13 protein-coding genes and 2 tRNA genes are annotated in these 15706 nt (G+C 44.2%); 14 read left to right on the plus strand and 1 reads right to left on the minus strand.

Annotation, left to right across the window (positions count from 1 at the left end; translation table 11 throughout):
• The first annotated feature begins 90 nt into the window (after nucleotides 1-90).
• The gene (nt5e, locus tag D8872_RS02740; RefSeq protein WP_125389858.1) at nucleotides 91-2331 is read left to right on the plus strand and encodes a cell surface ecto-5'-nucleotidase Nt5e; all 2241 of its coding nucleotides are present in this window, start codon (nucleotides 91-93) and stop codon (nucleotides 2329-2331) included.
• 180 nt (nucleotides 2332-2511) lie between these two features.
• On the opposite strand, the gene plsY is transcribed toward nt5e, so the two are convergent.
• Nucleotides 2512-3156, minus strand: coding sequence for a glycerol-3-phosphate 1-O-acyltransferase PlsY (plsY, locus tag D8872_RS02750; protein ID WP_125389859.1), 645 nt, complete (start codon nucleotides 3154-3156; stop codon nucleotides 2512-2514).
• A 220-nt stretch (nucleotides 3157-3376) separates the two neighbouring features.
• Between plsY and parE the strand changes: the two genes are divergently transcribed.
• The 13 genes from parE to rpsA all read left to right on the plus strand — a co-directional run bounded on the left by parE (nucleotide 3377) and on the right by rpsA (nucleotide 15602).
• Nucleotides 3377-5320, plus strand: a complete 1944-nt coding sequence (gene parE / locus D8872_RS02755) for a DNA topoisomerase IV subunit B (RefSeq protein ID WP_125389860.1) — start codon at nucleotides 3377-3379, stop codon at nucleotides 5318-5320.
• Nucleotides 5320-6459, plus strand: coding sequence for a GNAT family N-acetyltransferase (locus D8872_RS02760; RefSeq protein ID WP_125389861.1), 1140 nt, complete (start codon nucleotides 5320-5322; stop codon nucleotides 6457-6459). The genes parE and D8872_RS02760 overlap by 1 nt, the downstream gene beginning before the upstream one ends.
• 237 nt (nucleotides 6460-6696) lie before the next feature.
• Nucleotides 6697-7437, plus strand: coding sequence for a DUF6261 family protein (locus D8872_RS02765; protein WP_125389862.1), 741 nt, complete (start codon nucleotides 6697-6699; stop codon nucleotides 7435-7437).
• Between the two features lie 63 nt (nucleotides 7438-7500).
• Complete coding sequence (locus D8872_RS02770; RefSeq protein ID WP_125389863.1) at nucleotides 7501-7875, plus strand: GNAT family N-acetyltransferase; 375 nt, start codon at nucleotides 7501-7503, stop codon at nucleotides 7873-7875.
• A gap of 18 nt (nucleotides 7876-7893) precedes the next feature.
• Nucleotides 7894-8499: a protein adenylyltransferase Fic gene (gene fic / locus D8872_RS02775; protein ID WP_125389864.1), complete on the plus strand. Its 606-nt coding sequence runs from the start codon at nucleotides 7894-7896 to the stop codon at nucleotides 8497-8499.
• A 29-nt stretch (nucleotides 8500-8528) separates the two neighbouring features.
• A complete protein-coding gene (locus tag D8872_RS02780) occupies nucleotides 8529-9065 on the plus strand; it encodes a GNAT family N-acetyltransferase (protein ID WP_125389865.1) in 537 nt (178 codons plus the stop codon).
• 16 nt (nucleotides 9066-9081) lie between these two features.
• Nucleotides 9082-9900 carry an aminoglycoside 6-adenylyltransferase gene (locus tag D8872_RS02785; protein ID WP_125389866.1) on the plus strand — a complete coding sequence of 273 codons (819 nt, stop codon included), beginning with the start codon at nucleotides 9082-9084 and terminating at the stop codon, nucleotides 9898-9900.
• 185 nt (nucleotides 9901-10085) lie between these two features.
• A complete protein-coding gene (parC, locus tag D8872_RS02790; protein ID WP_125389867.1) occupies nucleotides 10086-12536 on the plus strand; it encodes a DNA topoisomerase IV subunit A in 2451 nt (816 codons plus the stop codon).
• A 62-nt stretch (nucleotides 12537-12598) separates the two neighbouring features.
• On the plus strand, nucleotides 12599-13702 hold the full coding sequence (locus D8872_RS02795; protein WP_125389868.1) for a branched-chain amino acid aminotransferase: 1104 nt from the start codon (nucleotides 12599-12601) through the stop codon (nucleotides 13700-13702).
• Nucleotides 13703-13794: 92 nt separating this feature from the next.
• Complete coding sequence (locus D8872_RS02800; protein ID WP_045496652.1) at nucleotides 13795-14025, plus strand: DUF2969 domain-containing protein; 231 nt, start codon at nucleotides 13795-13797, stop codon at nucleotides 14023-14025.
• A 50-nt stretch (nucleotides 14026-14075) separates the two neighbouring features.
• Nucleotides 14076-14156: transfer RNA gene (locus D8872_RS02805), tRNA-Tyr, on the plus strand.
• Between the two features lie 9 nt (nucleotides 14157-14165).
• A tRNA-Gln gene (locus D8872_RS02810) sits at nucleotides 14166-14237 on the plus strand.
• A 162-nt stretch (nucleotides 14238-14399) separates the two neighbouring features.
• Nucleotides 14400-15602, plus strand: a complete 1203-nt coding sequence (gene rpsA / locus D8872_RS02815) for a 30S ribosomal protein S1 (protein WP_015604624.1) — start codon at nucleotides 14400-14402, stop codon at nucleotides 15600-15602.
• The last annotated feature ends 104 nt before the right edge of the window (nucleotides 15603-15706 follow it).

The raw sequence follows: 15706 nt of genomic DNA on the forward strand, positions 1-15706 counted from the left end.
ATTAAAAAGAAAGATTCTTTGAAAGGGCATTCCCTTTTTACAATAAAAACAGTATAATAGTAGAAAAAACATAGACTGGAGCTTTTATTTATGAAAAAGAAGCATCTTATTTTACCTGTTTTGTCTACGGTTCTGTTGGCACCTGCCTTTTTGGACCATCAAGTTGCTGCGGATGAGGTTCAGCCAGCAACTGCTGTGGCAAATGTGAACGAACCAGCTCAAAAACCGGTTGAAACGGATTTGGCGCAAGCAGGTGGAGTTTCTGCCGATGAAGCTAGTGTTAATGCGGCCATCGCAGCTAATGCTCAAGATGTATCAGGAGCGTCCGACGCAAGCTTGCCTGAAGCTACCATTCTTCATACAAACGATGTGCACGGTCGTATCGTCGAAGAAAAAGGTGTTATCGGTGATGCCAAACTTGCAACAGTTATCAAGGAAGAACGTGCGAAAAATCCTCAAACGCTGGTCGTAGATGCAGGAGATGCTTTCCAAGGTCTGCCAATTTCTAACAGCTCCAAAGGGGAAGAACGTGCGAAGATCCTCAATGAAATCGGCTATGATGCTATGGCGGTCGGAAACCATGAATTTGACTTCGGTTTGGATGAAGCCAAAAAATACAAAGAAATCCTCAATTTCCCACTTCTAAGCGCTAATACCTATGCCAACAATGCCCGTGTATTCCAAGCATCAACTATTGTGGACAAGGATAAGAATGTAGAAGGTGATGAGTTTGTCGTGATTGGGGTGACCACTCCTGAGACAGCTACAAAAACGCACCCGAAAAATATTCAAGGTGTGACTTTCGCGGATCCAATCACAGAGGTTAATCGGGTGATTGACGAAGTTGAAGCGCGTGCAGCAGCTGAAGGCAAGATTTACAAAAACTATGTCGTTCTGGCTCACTTGGGTGTGGATACTACGACACCAGTTGAATGGCGCGGATCTACCTTGGCTGAGGCCCTTTCTAAAAATGCTAAGCTGAAGGGCAAGCGGGTTACAGTGATTGACGGCCATTCTCACACAGTAGAGTCCACTACTTACGGTGAAAATGTGACCTACAATCAGACTGGTAGTTATTTGCATAATATCGGTAAAGTTACTTTTAAGGCCAACCAACTTCTGGGCGATCCTCAACAAATCCCAGCTGCAACAGCTAAAAAAGCTAGTCCAGACCCAGTTGTAGCAGAGATGGTTAAGAAGATTAAGGAAAAATACGATGCAGAAAATGCCAAGGTAATCGTAGCCAAGAGCCCTGTTGAGCTTAACGGGGACCGTGAAAATGTTCGCGTTCGAGAAACCAATCTGGGAAATGTGGTGGCAGATGCCCTTTATAAATACGGCCAAACAGGCTTTGCCAACAAAACAGACTTGGCTGTGACCAACGGTGGCGGCCTACGGGAAACCATTGCCAAAGACAAGCCAATCACAAAGGGAAATGTCATCGCTGTATTGCCTTTTGGAAATACCATTTCACAAATCAAGGTAACAGGTCAGAACATTGCAGATATGTTTGCCAAATCTTTGGGCTCAATCCTGCAAGAAAAAGATGGGAAACCTGTCTTGGATGAAAACGGCCAACCATTGCTAGAGCCAAGCGGCGGTTTCTTGCAAGTTTCTGGTGCTAAAGTTTACTATGACACAACTCTGCCAGCAGAGAAACGAATTCTTCGCATTGAAATCAAAAATAAAGAAACAGGTGCTTATGAAGCCCTTGACTTGGCTAAGACCTATTACCTGACAACCAATGACTTCCTAGCAGCTGGTGGTGATGGTTATACCATGCTAGGTGGTGCGCGTGAGGAAGGTCCATCTATGGACGTGGCCTTTGCAGAATATCTGGAAAGTGCAGATTTGACAGCTTATGCAGCAATCAATCCAAATTCTCGCACGATTTCTATGTCTGCTAGCAAGGATACAGATGGAGATGGTTACACAGATATCGAGGAAATCCAGCAGGGTACTGATCCAAAAGATGCCGCTTCTAAGCCTGGACAAAGCAACCCAGCAAATCCAACCAATCCAACTAATCCGACAGCGCCAACTGGTCCAACAAGACCAAGCAATCCAGTGGTTCCAAGCCAGCCTAATCATCCGGTTGTGCCTGAGACAAAACCACAAGAAGAACCTTCTGTTGAGAAGCCAAATACAGCTCAGCCAGCAGCTAATAAGGCAACTTATCAAGCTCCAGCACAGGTCCGTCCGACAGAAGTAGCAAGCAAACAAGGAACTCTTCCGAAAACAGGAAGCAAGAATCCTTTCCTTCTTTCTATGTTTGGCTTGGTATTCGGAATGCTGGGTGCAGCAGGCCTGAAAAAAACTCAAAAAGATTAAAAAATGAGGCTGGGACAAAAGTCCTAGCCTCTCAATTGTTTTTTTGGATTGTCGAGCAAGACGCAGTGGTTGAGTGGGCTCTACTACGCTGATTTCATCAGCATTTACAGCCCTACTCAACTGTGCGGAGGTGGGACGACGAAATCGAATTCTAACGAATTACCGATTTCTGTCCCACTCTCATTTTTTTGGATTTTGCTTGGTTAGGTTAATGCCCCAAGGGATTAGGTTTTCAGTTTTATTTCGAATCCGCTGGATATTGTCCCGATGGCGAAGGATGATAATAGCCGCTAAGAGAATGATAATCAGGGTAAAGAGGAAATCATAGCTAGGTAGGATAAAGCCTAAAGCAGGAAAAATCAAGACAGACAGGATAGCCACGCTTGCAGAAATCACACTGGCGAGGGAAATCATACTTCCCAGATAGAGGGTTGTCACAAAGACCAATATCAGATAGACAAAGAAAGCGGGTGAGAAGCCCAGAACAGCTCCTGCACTAGTCGCTACGGCTTTGCCACCCTTAAAGCCAGCAAAGATTGGAAAGGTATGGCCAATCACGGCCAAGAGACCAAAAATCAGTGGTGAAATCCCATCAATATGTAGGAAAAGTGGCAGCAACGTTGCCAGTGTACCTTTGAAAAAGTCAATGGCAAAGGTGGCAGTGCCGGCCGTCTTACCCAAAATCCGGAAAGTATTGGTCGTGCCAGTATTGCCACTGCCGTATTCGCGGAGGTTCTTTTTAAAGAAAATCTGCCCAATCCACAAACCTGTCGGGATGGAGCCCAGTAAATATGCTAGTAATAATCCAATTATCGTGTTCATCATGATTTTATTATACCATGATTTGGAACTTGGACAAAGAACTATGATAAGAATATTTTAAATGAATTGTCTAGTCTGACGCTTGTAGCTAGGTTGCCTTTCTCCAAAATCACTTAAAATCCAGATTCTACCAGCCTTTTTAAGGCCATTTTTTAGAAAAAACTTTGCAAAATTTACCAAAAACCTGTAAGATAATAAGGATGAATCATGCAGGAGGTTCCTTGTGTCAAAAAAGGAAATCAATATTAATAATTATAACGATGATGCCATTCAGGTATTAGAAGGGTTGGATGCAGTCCGCAAACGTCCAGGGATGTATATCGGATCAACCGATGGAGCTGGACTTCACCATCTAGTTTGGGAAATTGTCGACAATGCAGTCGATGAAGCCCTGTCAGGCTTTGGTGATCGGATCGATGTGACTATCAATGCAGATGGTAGTCTGACTGTTTCTGACCACGGTCGTGGAATGCCAACTGGTATGCATGCAATGGGAATACCTACAGTAGAGGTCATCTTCACCGTTCTCCATGCTGGTGGTAAGTTTGGTCAAGGTGGCTATAAGACTTCAGGTGGTCTCCATGGTGTAGGCTCCTCAGTCGTCAATGCCCTATCTAGCTGGCTAGAGGTGGAAATCACACGTGATGGAGCTATTTACAAACAGCGCTTTGAAAATGGTGGAAAACCAGTCACCACGCTCAAGAAAATCGGTACAGCTCCTAAGTCTAAGTCTGGGACCAAGGTGACCTTCATGCCGGACGATACGATTTTTTCAACGACGGACTTTAAGTACAACACCATTACAGAGCGGCTGAAGGAATCAGCCTTCCTGCTCAAGAATGTCCGTCTGTCACTGACCGATGCTCGCACTGGCGAAGAAGTAGAGTTTCACTATGAAAACGGGGTTGAAGACTTTGTCAGCTATCTCAATGAAGACAAGGAAACCCTGACGCCTGTCCTCTATTTCGAGGGCGAGGAGAGCGGCTTCCAAGTTCAGGTGGCTCTGCAGTACAACGACGGCTACTCGGACAATATCCTGTCCTTTGTCAATAACGTCCGCACCAAGGATGGCGGTACCCACGAGACGGGACTCAAGACCGCAATTACCAAGGCTATGAACGACTATGCCAGAAAGACCGGTCTGCTCAAGGACAAGGATAAGAATCTGGAAGGCTCGGACTACCGCGAAGGGCTGGCAGCAGTTCTTTCCATCCTCGTCCCAGAAGAACACCTCCAGTTTGAAGGCCAGACCAAGGACAAGCTGGGCAGTCCTCTAGCTCGTCCAATTGTGGATAGCATTGTTGCTGAAAAATTAACTTTCTTCCTCATGGAAAATGGCGAATTGGCGTCCAATCTCATTCGCAAGGCTATCAAGGCTCGTGATGCTCGTGAAGCTGCTCGAAAGGCGCGTGACGAAAGCCGGAACGGCAAGAAGAATAAGAAAGACAAGGGCTTGCTCTCTGGTAAGCTGACTCCAGCTCAGTCCAAGAACCCAGCCAAGAACGAACTCTATCTGGTCGAGGGTGACTCTGCCGGCGGCTCTGCCAAGCAAGGCCGTGACCGTAAGTTCCAAGCCATCCTGCCCCTGCGCGGTAAGGTTATCAATACTGCCAAGGCTAAGATGTCTGACATTCTCAAGAACGAAGAAATCAACACCATGATCTACACGATTGGAGCGGGTGTTGGTACAGACTTTACCCTTGAGGATGCCAACTATGACAAGATTATCATCATGACTGATGCGGACACCGACGGTGCCCATATCCAAACCTTGCTGCTGACCTTTTTCTATCGCTATATGCGCCCGCTAGTCGAGGCTGGCCGCGTCTATATCGCCTTGCCACCTCTCTACAAGATGTCCAAGGGCAAGGGCAAGAGCGAAGTCGTCGAGTATGCCTGGACCGATGGCGAGCTGGATGACCTGCGCCGCAAGTTTGGCAAGGGGGCTATGCTTCAGCGCTACAAGGGGCTCGGTGAAATGAACGCCGACCAGCTCTGGGAGACCACTATGAATCCTGAAACCCGCACCCTCATTCGTGTCACCATCGAAGACCTGGCCCGCGCCGAACGCCGTGTCAATGTCCTCATGGGCGACAAGGTCGAACCGCGCCGCAAGTGGATCGAGGATAATGTCAAGTTTACTTTGGAAGAAAGCGGGGTGTTTTAATGGGAAATAAGATAGAGAAAATTACTGAAGATAAATACAAACAAAATAAAAAGGATATAGAGAATTTAACTAAATTAAAAATAACTGATTACTCGGAAGATTGGAAAATAAGATTAGAAAATATAAACCATAAAAAAGGTTGGGTTTATTTATTACTAGTGTTTAGTTTTTTTGCATTTATTATAACTGCTAATTGTTTTGAACCACCAAAAGAGTCACTAGTTTTAAGGGATTATATTATCTTTTTTTGGGCATTGTTTTTAATATTATGTTTCATCAATTCTATAATTACATTGGGAGTTGTATCAATATCATTTTCTGGACTTTCAATAAAAAAATTAAAATATTTTACAGTTACATCTTCTCTAATTCCTTCTGCTATATATGGGTTGCTGTGGCTGTTAGATTCCAAATACCCAAACCGTGTTAATCTTATTGTTGGTATAGCAATTCTTCTATCTTCAATAATAACTTGGATTTATATTGTTTTTATCTTGAAAATACCAAAATATTTATATAAGGAAATTGATGATGGACTCTCTAATATATTGGTTATAATATCTGCTGTGACATATATTTTTGGTTGGAATACAAGCAATAAATTTCTTGCTTTTCTCTCAACATTATTCTTTGCAGGAATAGTGGTAAGTACAATAACTCAACTACATATTCAGAAAGATGAAGTGAAAACTAGGTCTTTATTTTACGAAGAACTGTTAAAGAAGAAACCAGATTATGAACAGTTAAAACGGATCTACTTTTCAGGTGGTGAAGAATTTAAAGATAAGATACTAAGTAATGAAAAAATGCTAAGAGTAGTGATAGAAAATGAAATAGAACTCCGCCCTGCTACTTCTTCTGATTCTGACATCAACAAACTATTCGCTTTTTATCAGGCAGAGCAGCAGACGGATTTTACTAGAGGAAAAATAGAAAATATACTTGCAAATCCAAATTCGATTTGTCTATTGATGGAATACGAAGATAAGGTTATCGGCTTTGCTTATCAAATTACAGATGATGAGGGGGTGACTTCCAATCCCGAAATTATTGTTGCCGAAAGTTATCGCAACCAAGGTCTGGAACGTAGGTTGGAAGAAGAACTTCAGTCGCGTTACTCGGGGGTACAGACTGAGTAGGTGGCGTAAGAAGATTTTTACCCCCCTCATCGGATAACCCGACAATCTATTTTAAGTGGCAGGGAGCTTGTCGGAAATTCCGACGACCTCCCTAGGGTGTGAGCGGGCTCTTCGGAAATTCCGATGAGCTGCCTAGCTGACAGGGAGAAGATCGGGAAATTCGACATCCATTCTGCCAAGTGGGAGACTTCCACCGAAATAAAATTAAACAATTTAATGAAATTTTAGGAGGAAAAAATGAAATATAAGATTACAAGTTTAGATATGACTCGATTGGAAGGAAAAAGTTTCTTTCAACTGCTGAGCGATAGTCTTGAGGCTGTCAATGCTTTTACAAAAGCGAATAAAACGGAATTAGTCTATATCAGCAAGGCTTCCCGAATGGAGCTTTTGTTGGAAAAATTCCAAGCAAGTCTGCATAACGTTCGTGCAGGAAAATTCACCGAAAACATGGAGAAAGCAGACCGTGAGCGTGATGATGCTTTAGTGACTTTGTTGTCCTTTATCAAAGCCTTCTCTCGCGTGAAAGTTCCAGCTATTCAGACTGCCTATGAAGAATTAAACCCGCTTTTCAAGCAATACAAGGGCATTACCACAAGCAGCTATGAAAAAGAAACCGAAAGTATTAACCACCTCTTGAAACAGCTGGCACAGAGCAACTATCAAGCCTCCATACAAACACTCAATTTGACGGAACATATCGGAACCTTAAAAACTGCCCAAGCAAAATTTGAGAAGGTCTACAAGGAGCGCTTGGCTGAGCAAGCTGGGAAAACACCTAGCCAAGCAAAGGCTTTGCGTGTTGAATTGACAGAATTGTACGAGTTTCTTGTTGATTTCACAGCAATCAATGCCTACGCCTACCCAGACAAAGCCTACTTTGCCAGCCTGCGTGACCAGCTCAATGCTATCCGCAGCCGCTACCAAAAACGCAAACCTGCTAAGAAGGTGAAAGAAGAAGTGGCGGAGAGCAACTAGAATATAACTAAATTTGAGTTGAAAAATTGTTAGTGGTCGCATCGGATTTGAAAGGATTAGAAAATGATAATCAGACCTGCAAGCACAAAAGATTGTCAAGCTATTTATGCCCTTTATCAAAATGAAAAATGGATGTCTTTTACAGAGGAAAAAGTGACATCACTATTTTCAACAAATCTGTCTCATTACGTGGTAGTTGAAGAGAACCAGAAAATCCTTGGTTTTGCCCGCTACTTGACAGATGAAGTCATGACGACCTTTTTAGCTGAGATTATCATTGATAAATCCTATCGCGGAAAAGGATTGGGACGGGAATTGATCGCTGAAATTCATCAAAAACATCCTTTGACACGCATTGAATTAATATCAGAAGCGGATGGATTTTATCAGACAGTAGGTTTTAAACCTGTGGGAACAGGGCTTAGAAAATCTATCTAAATGAAAGGAGCTGTATTTATGACGCTTGACAATAAACTGGGGCTGACAGATTCGCTTGAACTAGCCAAGGTGGAAGAAAAAATCAGTAAGACCCGAGCGAAAGAGCTTTTTGAAGAGAAGCTTCTGGACGATAAGGCAGCTGGCACCTATGCGACTCTGGCCTTTATTCATGGCTTCTTGTTTGAAGAGCTCTATGACTTCGCTGGTCAGATCCGGACAGTCAATCTCGCAAAAGGAAATTTTCGCTTTGCGCCTGTCATGTATCTAGCAGCTTCCTTGGAAAATATAGACCGCATGCCTCAGCAGAACTTTGATCAGATTGTCGAAAAGTATGTGGAGCTAAATATTGCCCACCCTTTCCGCGAGGGGAATGGTAGGAGCATGAGGCTTTGGCTGGATCACCTACTCAAGGCTGAGCTGGGGCAAGTCGTGGACTGGTCACACGTGGACAAGGAAGATTACCTCCTAGCTATGGAGCGTAGCCCCATTCGAGACACAGAAATCAAGCATGTCCTCAAGCTAGCCCTCACCAAGGACATTCATAACCGCAACCTCTACATGAAGGGCGTAGACCATAGTTACTACTATGAAGGCTATAGTCTATATAAAGCTGAGGAGTTATGAGGTAAGAAAGTTGGCAGAGGAGTATTTAGATGACTATTTTTGAAACAGACTGTCTCATTATACGGGACTTGCAGGAATCTGATTTGCCGGCTTTGATCGCTATGAATCAGGATCCGGAGGTCATGCAGTATTTCCCAAAGCCATATAGTCAAGCGGAGTCCTTGCGGCTTTATCAGGGCATTCAAGATGAAGTTAAGGCTTATGGATACAGTCTTTGGGCTGTTGAAGAAAAGGACAGTCAGGAGTTTGTCGGCTTGGTAGGTCTGCACCATTCGGATTTACGGATTTTTGCTGGAAAAGAAACTGTAGAAATCGGCTGGCGTCTGCGAAAAGAGTTTTGGAATCGTGGTTATGCGACGGAGGCTGCCCAAGCCTGTCTAGACTTCGCTTTCCAGCAAGCTGGCTTGTCAGAAGTTTACTCTTTTACATCCTTGCTCAATCTCCCTTCGCAAAAAGTCATGCAAAAGCTAGGCATGGAATTTGTCAAAGAATTCGATAATGAAAAAGTTCCAGCAGACAGCCCCCTTTATAGACATACCCTCTACAGAATCAAGAATCTCCACTAAAAAGGCAGGTATTCCCATGAGAACTGAACCCGAGATGTTTGATGTGATTTTGCAAACCGCAAAAGTGCTACAAGTCAATGCTGTCGCCATGTCCGGCTCACGGACAAATCCAAAGGCTCCCAAGGATGAGTTTCAAGACTATGATGTGGTCTACATTGTGGAGGATTTGGATGGTCTGGTGGCCGACCTTGCTTGGTTGGAAGGGTTTAGCAAGCGCATCATCGAGCAGCATAACGTGCTTGACCATCGCCGCCTCTATCTCATGCTCTTTGAAGATGGCAATCGGATAGATTTGACCCTTTGTCCTAAGGAGCACATCAAAGAGTGGGTGGATAGCGAAGCGGATTTCACGGTGCTGGATGATCCGCAGGGACTCTTTGCTCCTTATGCACCGACATCCAAGCGCTATTGGACAGCACTAGCCAGTGCGACTGACTTTGACAAATCCTGCAATGAATTCTGGTGGGTGTCAGCTTATGTGGTAAAGGGCATTCATCGGAACCACCTGGTCTATGCAACAGATCATCTGTATGGAATCTGTCAGCAAGAATTGCTCAAGCTTTTAGCTTGGCAAGTAGCAGCAGATAAGGGGACGGTCGATGTTGGCAAGAACTACAAGTACCTCTTTCAGTATTTGCCTGCCGAGAAAGAGAAAGAATTTGCAGCCTTGCTTGACTTTTCTGATCAGAAAAGCTTCACCAAGTCTTTCTTAGCTACCATGCACTTTTTCCACAAGGAAGCACAAGCCTTCTCTCTCAAAACCGGCTTCCACTATGACAATGAAACTGCAGAGAAGATGATTGAGTATGCTGAGGCAAGACTTCCCAATCACTGACTAAATAAAGAACGTAATTTAAAACATTAAACTACAGAAAGGATAGTTTGGTTACTTATAGTAACTGAACACGGGACTGATTTCTTAGGAAAAAAGATAAATCGCTTGGTGTTCATCGAACCCTGCATCGATTTCCTATTTTTCTACAGAAATTTTCGGCTTGCCGAAACGTCCCTTTGTATCTTATGAGTAACATTCAAAACATGTCCCTTGAGGACATCATGGGAGAGCGCTTTGGTCGCTACTCCAAATACATTATTCAAGAGCGGGCCTTGCCGGACATTCGCGATGGCTTGAAGCCTGTTCAGCGCCGTATTCTTTATTCGATGAACAAGGACGGCAACACCTTTGACAAGGGCTACCGCAAGTCTGCCAAGTCTGTCGGGAACATCATGGGGAATTTCCACCCCCACGGTGACAGCTCCATCTACGATGCCATGGTCCGTATGTCTCAGGACTGGAAAAACCGCGAGATTCTCGTTGAGATGCACGGTAACAACGGTTCCATGGACGGTGATCCACCGGCGGCTATGCGTTATACTGAGGCGCGGCTGTCTGAGATGGCTGGCTATCTTTTGCAGGATATCGAGAAAGATACCGTTCCTTTTGCTTGGAACTTTGACGATACCGAGAAGGAGCCGACCGTTCTGCCGGCAGCCTTTCCTAATCTTTTGGTCAATGGAGCAACTGGGATTTCCGCTGGTTATGCGACTGATATTCCACCTCATAATCTAGCCGAAGTCATTGACGCGGTTATCTATATGATTGATCATCCGTCTGCCAAGGTGGACAAACTCATGGAGTTTCTGCCTGGTCCAGACTTCCCGACAGGAGCTATTGTCCAAGGTCGTGATGAGATCAAGAAAGCCTACGAGACTGGTAAAGGTCGCGTCGTGGTGCGCTCCAGAACTGAGATTGAAAAGCTGAAGGGCGGTAAAGAGCAAATCGTCATCACCGAGATTCCTTACGAGATTAATAAAGCGGTCTTGGTCAAGAAGATTGACGATGTGCGGGTCAACAATAAGGTGGCTGGCATTGCTGAGGTGCGGGACGAGTCTGACCGAGACGGTCTTCGCATTGCCATCGAACTCAAGAAAGACGCCAATACCGAGCTGATTCTCAACTACCTTTTTAAGTACACCGACTTGCAGGTCAATTATAACTTCAACATGGTAGCTATTGACAATTTCACGCCGCGTTTGGTGGGGATTGTGCCAATCTTAACCAGCTATATTGCCCACCGCAAGGAGATTATTCTGGCTCGCAGCCGGTTTGACAAGGCCAAGGCTGAGAAACGGCTCCATATCGTGGAAGGATTGATTCGGGTTATTTCCATCTTGGACGAGGTGATTGCCCTGATTCGTGCTTCCGAAAACAAAGCAGACGCCAAGGAAAATCTTAAAGTCAGCTATGATTTCACCGAGGAGCAGGCTGAGGCTATCGTCACTCTCCAACTCTACCGTTTGACCAATACAGACGTAGTGGTTCTGGAAGAGGAAGAAGCAGAGCTCCGCGAGAGGATTGCCATGCTGGCTGCCATTATCGGTGATGAGCGCACCATGTATAACCTCATGAAGCGGGAGCTCCGCGATGTCAAGAAGAAGTTTGGAAATCCCCGTCTCAGCGAGCTGCAAGATACAGCAAACGCCATCGAGATTGATACAGCTAGTCTGATTGTTGAGGAAGAGACCTATGTCAGCGTGACTCGTTCTGGTTATATCAAGCGAACCAGTCCGCGTTCTTTTTCTGCTTCAACCCTAGAGGAGATGGGCAAACGTGACGATGACCGACTGATTTTTGTTAGCCCAGCCAAGACGACCCAGCATTTGCTGATTTTTACGAGTCTAGGAAATGTCATTTACCGGCCTGTTCATGAGCTGTCAGACATCCGCTGGAAAGAAATCGGAGAACACCTCAGCCAGACCATCAGCAACTTTGATACCAAAGAAGAGGTTATCTACACAGAGCTGCTGGACAGCTTTGAGGAGGGGACCTACTTTGCAGCGACCAAGCTGGGCCAAATCAAGCGTGTAGAGCGCAAGGAATTCAGTCCTTGGCGGACCTATAAGTCCAAGTCCCTTAAGTTTGCTAAACTAAAAAATGAAGACGACCAGGTCATTGCTCTGGCGCCGATTAAGCTGGATGATGTTATGCTCGTGACCAAGAATGGCTATGCTCTTCGCTTCAATATTGAGGAAGTTCCTGTGATCGGAGCTAAGGCAGCTGGGGTTAAAGCTATCAACCTCAAGAAGGACGATGTCTTAGCAGCAGCCTTTATTGCCAATACTGACTCGCTTTACATCCTGACTCAGCGCGGTTCGCTCAAGCGTATGGCAGTCGCAGACATTCCTGTTACTAGTCGAGCAAATCGCGGTCTTCAAGTTCTGAGAGAGCTTAAGACCAAGCCACATCGAGTCTTTGCGGCTGGACCAGTCTATGACGAAGCAGCAGACTTTGACCTCTTTACAACAGAAGCTGAAGCCAGTGAGGAGCAGATTTTGCAGGTGCTTTCTAATAAAGGAACGGCCTATGAAATCAATCTGGCCGACCTCAGCCTGTCTGAGCGCACCAGCAACGGTAGCTTCATTTCTGATTCTATTTCAGACGAAGAAGTCTTCTCAGCTTATATCAAGTAATCAACAAGCCAGTTCATACGAACTGGTTTTTTAAAAAATAAATTTTCAGAAAATTGAAAATAATGATTGAATTTTTCAGAAAAAGGTGTACAATAGGGAGTATCTATAAATTGAAAGATAAGGAAAAGAGGAAAGAGACTATGACAGTAAATCTTGATTGGGAAAATCTTGGCTTTTCATATATGAAATTGCCCTATCGCTATATCGCTTATTATCGGAATGGTCAGTGGGAGGAAGGCAAGCTGACAGAGGATGCGACCCTGCATATTTCTGAGTCTTCACCAAGTCTTCACTATGGCCAGCAGGCTTTTGAGGGACTGAAGGCTTATCGTACCAAGGATGGCAGTATTCAGCTTTTCCGTCCAGATGAAAATGCTAAGCGCCTGCAGCGCACATGCGATCGTCTCTTGATGCCACAAGTTTCAACTGAAATGTTTGTGGAAGCGTGTAAGGCTGTTGTCCGCGCCAATGAAGAATATGTACCGCCATATGGAACAGGGGGAACTCTTTACCTTCGTCCGCTTTTGATTGGTATCGGAGATATCATCGGGGTAAAACCAGCAGAAGAGTATATTTTCACCATTTTCGCTATGCCAGTCGGAAACTACTTCAAGGGTGGTTTGGTTCCAACCAACTTTTTGATCCAAGACGAATATGACCGAGCAGCTCCCCACGGTACAGGTGCAGCTAAGGTGGGTGGTAACTACGCAGCTAGTCTCCTACCAGGTAAGATGGCTAAGTCTCGTAACTTTTCAGATGTTATCTACCTAGATCCGTCAACTCATACCAAAATTGAAGAAGTCGGATCAGCCAACTTTTTTGGGATTACAGCAAACAATGAATTTGTGACTCCGCTAAGTCCCTCCATTCTACCGTCCATTACCAAATATTCTTTGCTTTACTTGGCAGAGCACCGCTTGGGCTTGACGCCAATTGAAGGTGATGTTCCAATTGATAACTTGGATCGCTTTGTTGAAGCAGGAGCTTGTGGTACGGCAGCAGTTATCTCACCAATTGGAGGAATCCAGCACGGCGATGACTTCCATGTATTCTATAGCGAGACAGAAGTCGGGCCAGTGACCCGCAGACTCTACGATGAGCTGACTGGTATCCAATTTGGTGATGTGGAAGCCCCAGAAGGTTGGATTGTCAAAGTAGATGAATAACCCAAGAGCCCTTTGAGGCTCTTTTTATTGAGGAAATCACTTGCCAGCTTTGCTATTTTTGTGTAAAATAGAAACTTGAAAGAGGTAGAAGAATGAGTAAAAAAGATAAAAAAATTGAGATTCAGATTGCAGATAGTAAGGTGAAGCTTGGCGCTGATCAATTTGATGGCTACACCCTTTCTATAGGGAAAAAGGTCATTGGCGAGATTGCCGAATTTGACGGTCAATTTGCCATTATCAAAAATGGCAATGTTGAAAGTTTATATAAAAAGCTTGAAAAAGCAGTGGAAACTTTGATTGAAACCTACAATTTAGGAAAATAAGGGCTTGCGCTTTTATTAGATTAATGATATAATTGATATCGTTGATTGTCGGAGAGATAGCGAAGAGGCTAAACGCGGCGGACTGTAAATCCGCTCCTTCGGGTTCGGGGGTTCGAATCCCTCTCTCTCCATTTCATCATTGGGGTATAGCCAAGCGGTAAGGCAAGGGACTTTGACTCCCTCATGCGTTGGTTCGAATCCAGCTACCCCAGTTCTTAGGTAATATATCAGATAAAGGATAAAATATCGTCGGATATTTTATTTCTTTATAGGGTGGAAAACGGTAAAGATAAATCAATGTCGTTTGCGGGTGCTTAGGAAAATAATTATAAGTATGTCAAGTAGTATACTTGATTGTTGGAGGATTTTTTTAGATGAATGAATTTGAAGATTTGCTAAACAGTGTTAGCCAAGTCGAGCCAGGTGATGTCGTTACTGCTGAAGTATTGACAGTGGATGCTAACCAAGCTAATGTTGCCATTGCTGGTACTGGTGTTGAAGGGGTTTTGACTCTGCGTGAGTTGACAAATGATCGTGATGCTGACATCAATGACTTTGTAAAACCAGGTGACACACTTGAATTGCTTGTTCTTCGTCAAGTAGTAGGTAAAGATACAGATACAGTTACTTACCTAGTATCTAAAAAACGTTTAGAAGCTCGCAAAGCATGGGACAAATTGGTTGGTCGTGAAGAAGAAGTTGTTACTGTTAAGGGCACTCGTGCTGTTAAAGGTGGACTTTCTGTTGAGTTTGAAGGACTTCGTGGATTTATTCCAGCTTCAATGCTCGATACTCGTTTCGTTCGCAACACTGAACGTTTTGTAGGTCAAGAATTTGATGCTAAGATCAAAGAAGTAGATCCAAAAGAAAATCGCTTCATCCTTTCACGTCGTGAAGTTGTAGAAGCAGAAGCTGCAGCAGCGCGTGCAGAAGTATTTGGTAAATTGAATGTTGGTGATGTTGTGACTGGTAAAGTTGCTCGCATCACAAGCTTCGGTGCTTTCATTGACCTTGGTGGTGTTGATGGTTTGGTTCACTTGACTGAACTTTCTCATGAGCGCAACGTTTCACCAAAATCTGTTGTTTCAGTTGGTGACGAAATCGAAGTGAAAGTTCTTGATTTGAACGAAGAAGAAGGCCGTGTGTCACTTTCACTTAAAGCTACAACTCCTGGACCATGGGATGGTGTTGAACAAAAACTTGCTGCTGGCGATGTAGTTGAAGGTACAGTAAAACGTTTGACTGACTTCGGTGCTTTCGTTGAAGTATTGCCAGGTATCGACGGACTTGTTCACATCTCACAAATTTCACACAAACGTGTTGAAAATCCAAAAGATGCTCTTAAAGTTGGTCAAGAAGTAACTGTTAAAGTTCTTGAAGTGAATGCTGCTGCTGAGCGTGTATCACTTTCTATCAAGGCTCTTGAAGAGCGTCCAGCTCAAGAAGAAGGCCAAAAAGAAGAAAAACGTCAATCTCGTCCACGTCGTCCACGTCGTCAAGAAAAACGTGACTTCGAGCTTCCAGAAACTCAAACTGGTTTCTCAATGGCTGATCTTTTCGGTGATATCGAATTGTAATTTACTTAAGAAGAGGCTGAGTTTCTCAGCTTCTTTTTTCGTCTTTTCAAGTGGGACTTTGTATCCGAGCCATTTATTGCGATACTTGCTCTTTATGCAAATTC

Origin of the sequence: Streptococcus cristatus (assembly GCF_003943815.1) — a bacterium.
Lineage (GTDB): Bacteria > Bacillota > Bacilli > Lactobacillales > Streptococcaceae > Streptococcus > Streptococcus cristatus_F.

Bases quoted from the DNA above. Each gene is read 5' to 3' on its own strand.
- nt5e (WP_125389858.1), top strand. From the start codon at position 91: ATGAAAAAGAAGCATCTTATTTTACCTGTTTTGTCTACGGTTCTGTTG.
- plsY (WP_125389859.1), bottom strand. From the start codon at position 3,156: ATGATGAACACGATAATTGGATTATTACTAGCATATTTACTGGGCTCC.
- D8872_RS02760 (WP_125389861.1), top strand. From the start codon at position 5,320: ATGGGAAATAAGATAGAGAAAATTACTGAAGATAAATACAAACAAAAT.
- D8872_RS02765 (WP_125389862.1), top strand. From the start codon at position 6,697: ATGAAATATAAGATTACAAGTTTAGATATGACTCGATTGGAAGGAAAA.
- D8872_RS02770 (WP_125389863.1), top strand. From the start codon at position 7,501: ATGATAATCAGACCTGCAAGCACAAAAGATTGTCAAGCTATTTATGCC.
- fic (WP_125389864.1), top strand. From the start codon at position 7,894: ATGACGCTTGACAATAAACTGGGGCTGACAGATTCGCTTGAACTAGCC.
- D8872_RS02780 (WP_125389865.1), top strand. From the start codon at position 8,529: ATGACTATTTTTGAAACAGACTGTCTCATTATACGGGACTTGCAGGAA.
- D8872_RS02785 (WP_125389866.1), top strand. From the start codon at position 9,082: ATGAGAACTGAACCCGAGATGTTTGATGTGATTTTGCAAACCGCAAAA.
- parC (WP_125389867.1), top strand. From the start codon at position 10,086: ATGAGTAACATTCAAAACATGTCCCTTGAGGACATCATGGGAGAGCGC.
- D8872_RS02795 (WP_125389868.1), top strand. From the start codon at position 12,599: ATGATTGAATTTTTCAGAAAAAGGTGTACAATAGGGAGTATCTATAAA.
- D8872_RS02800 (WP_045496652.1), top strand. From the start codon at position 13,795: ATGAGTAAAAAAGATAAAAAAATTGAGATTCAGATTGCAGATAGTAAG.
- rpsA (WP_015604624.1), top strand. From the start codon at position 14,400: ATGAATGAATTTGAAGATTTGCTAAACAGTGTTAGCCAAGTCGAGCCA.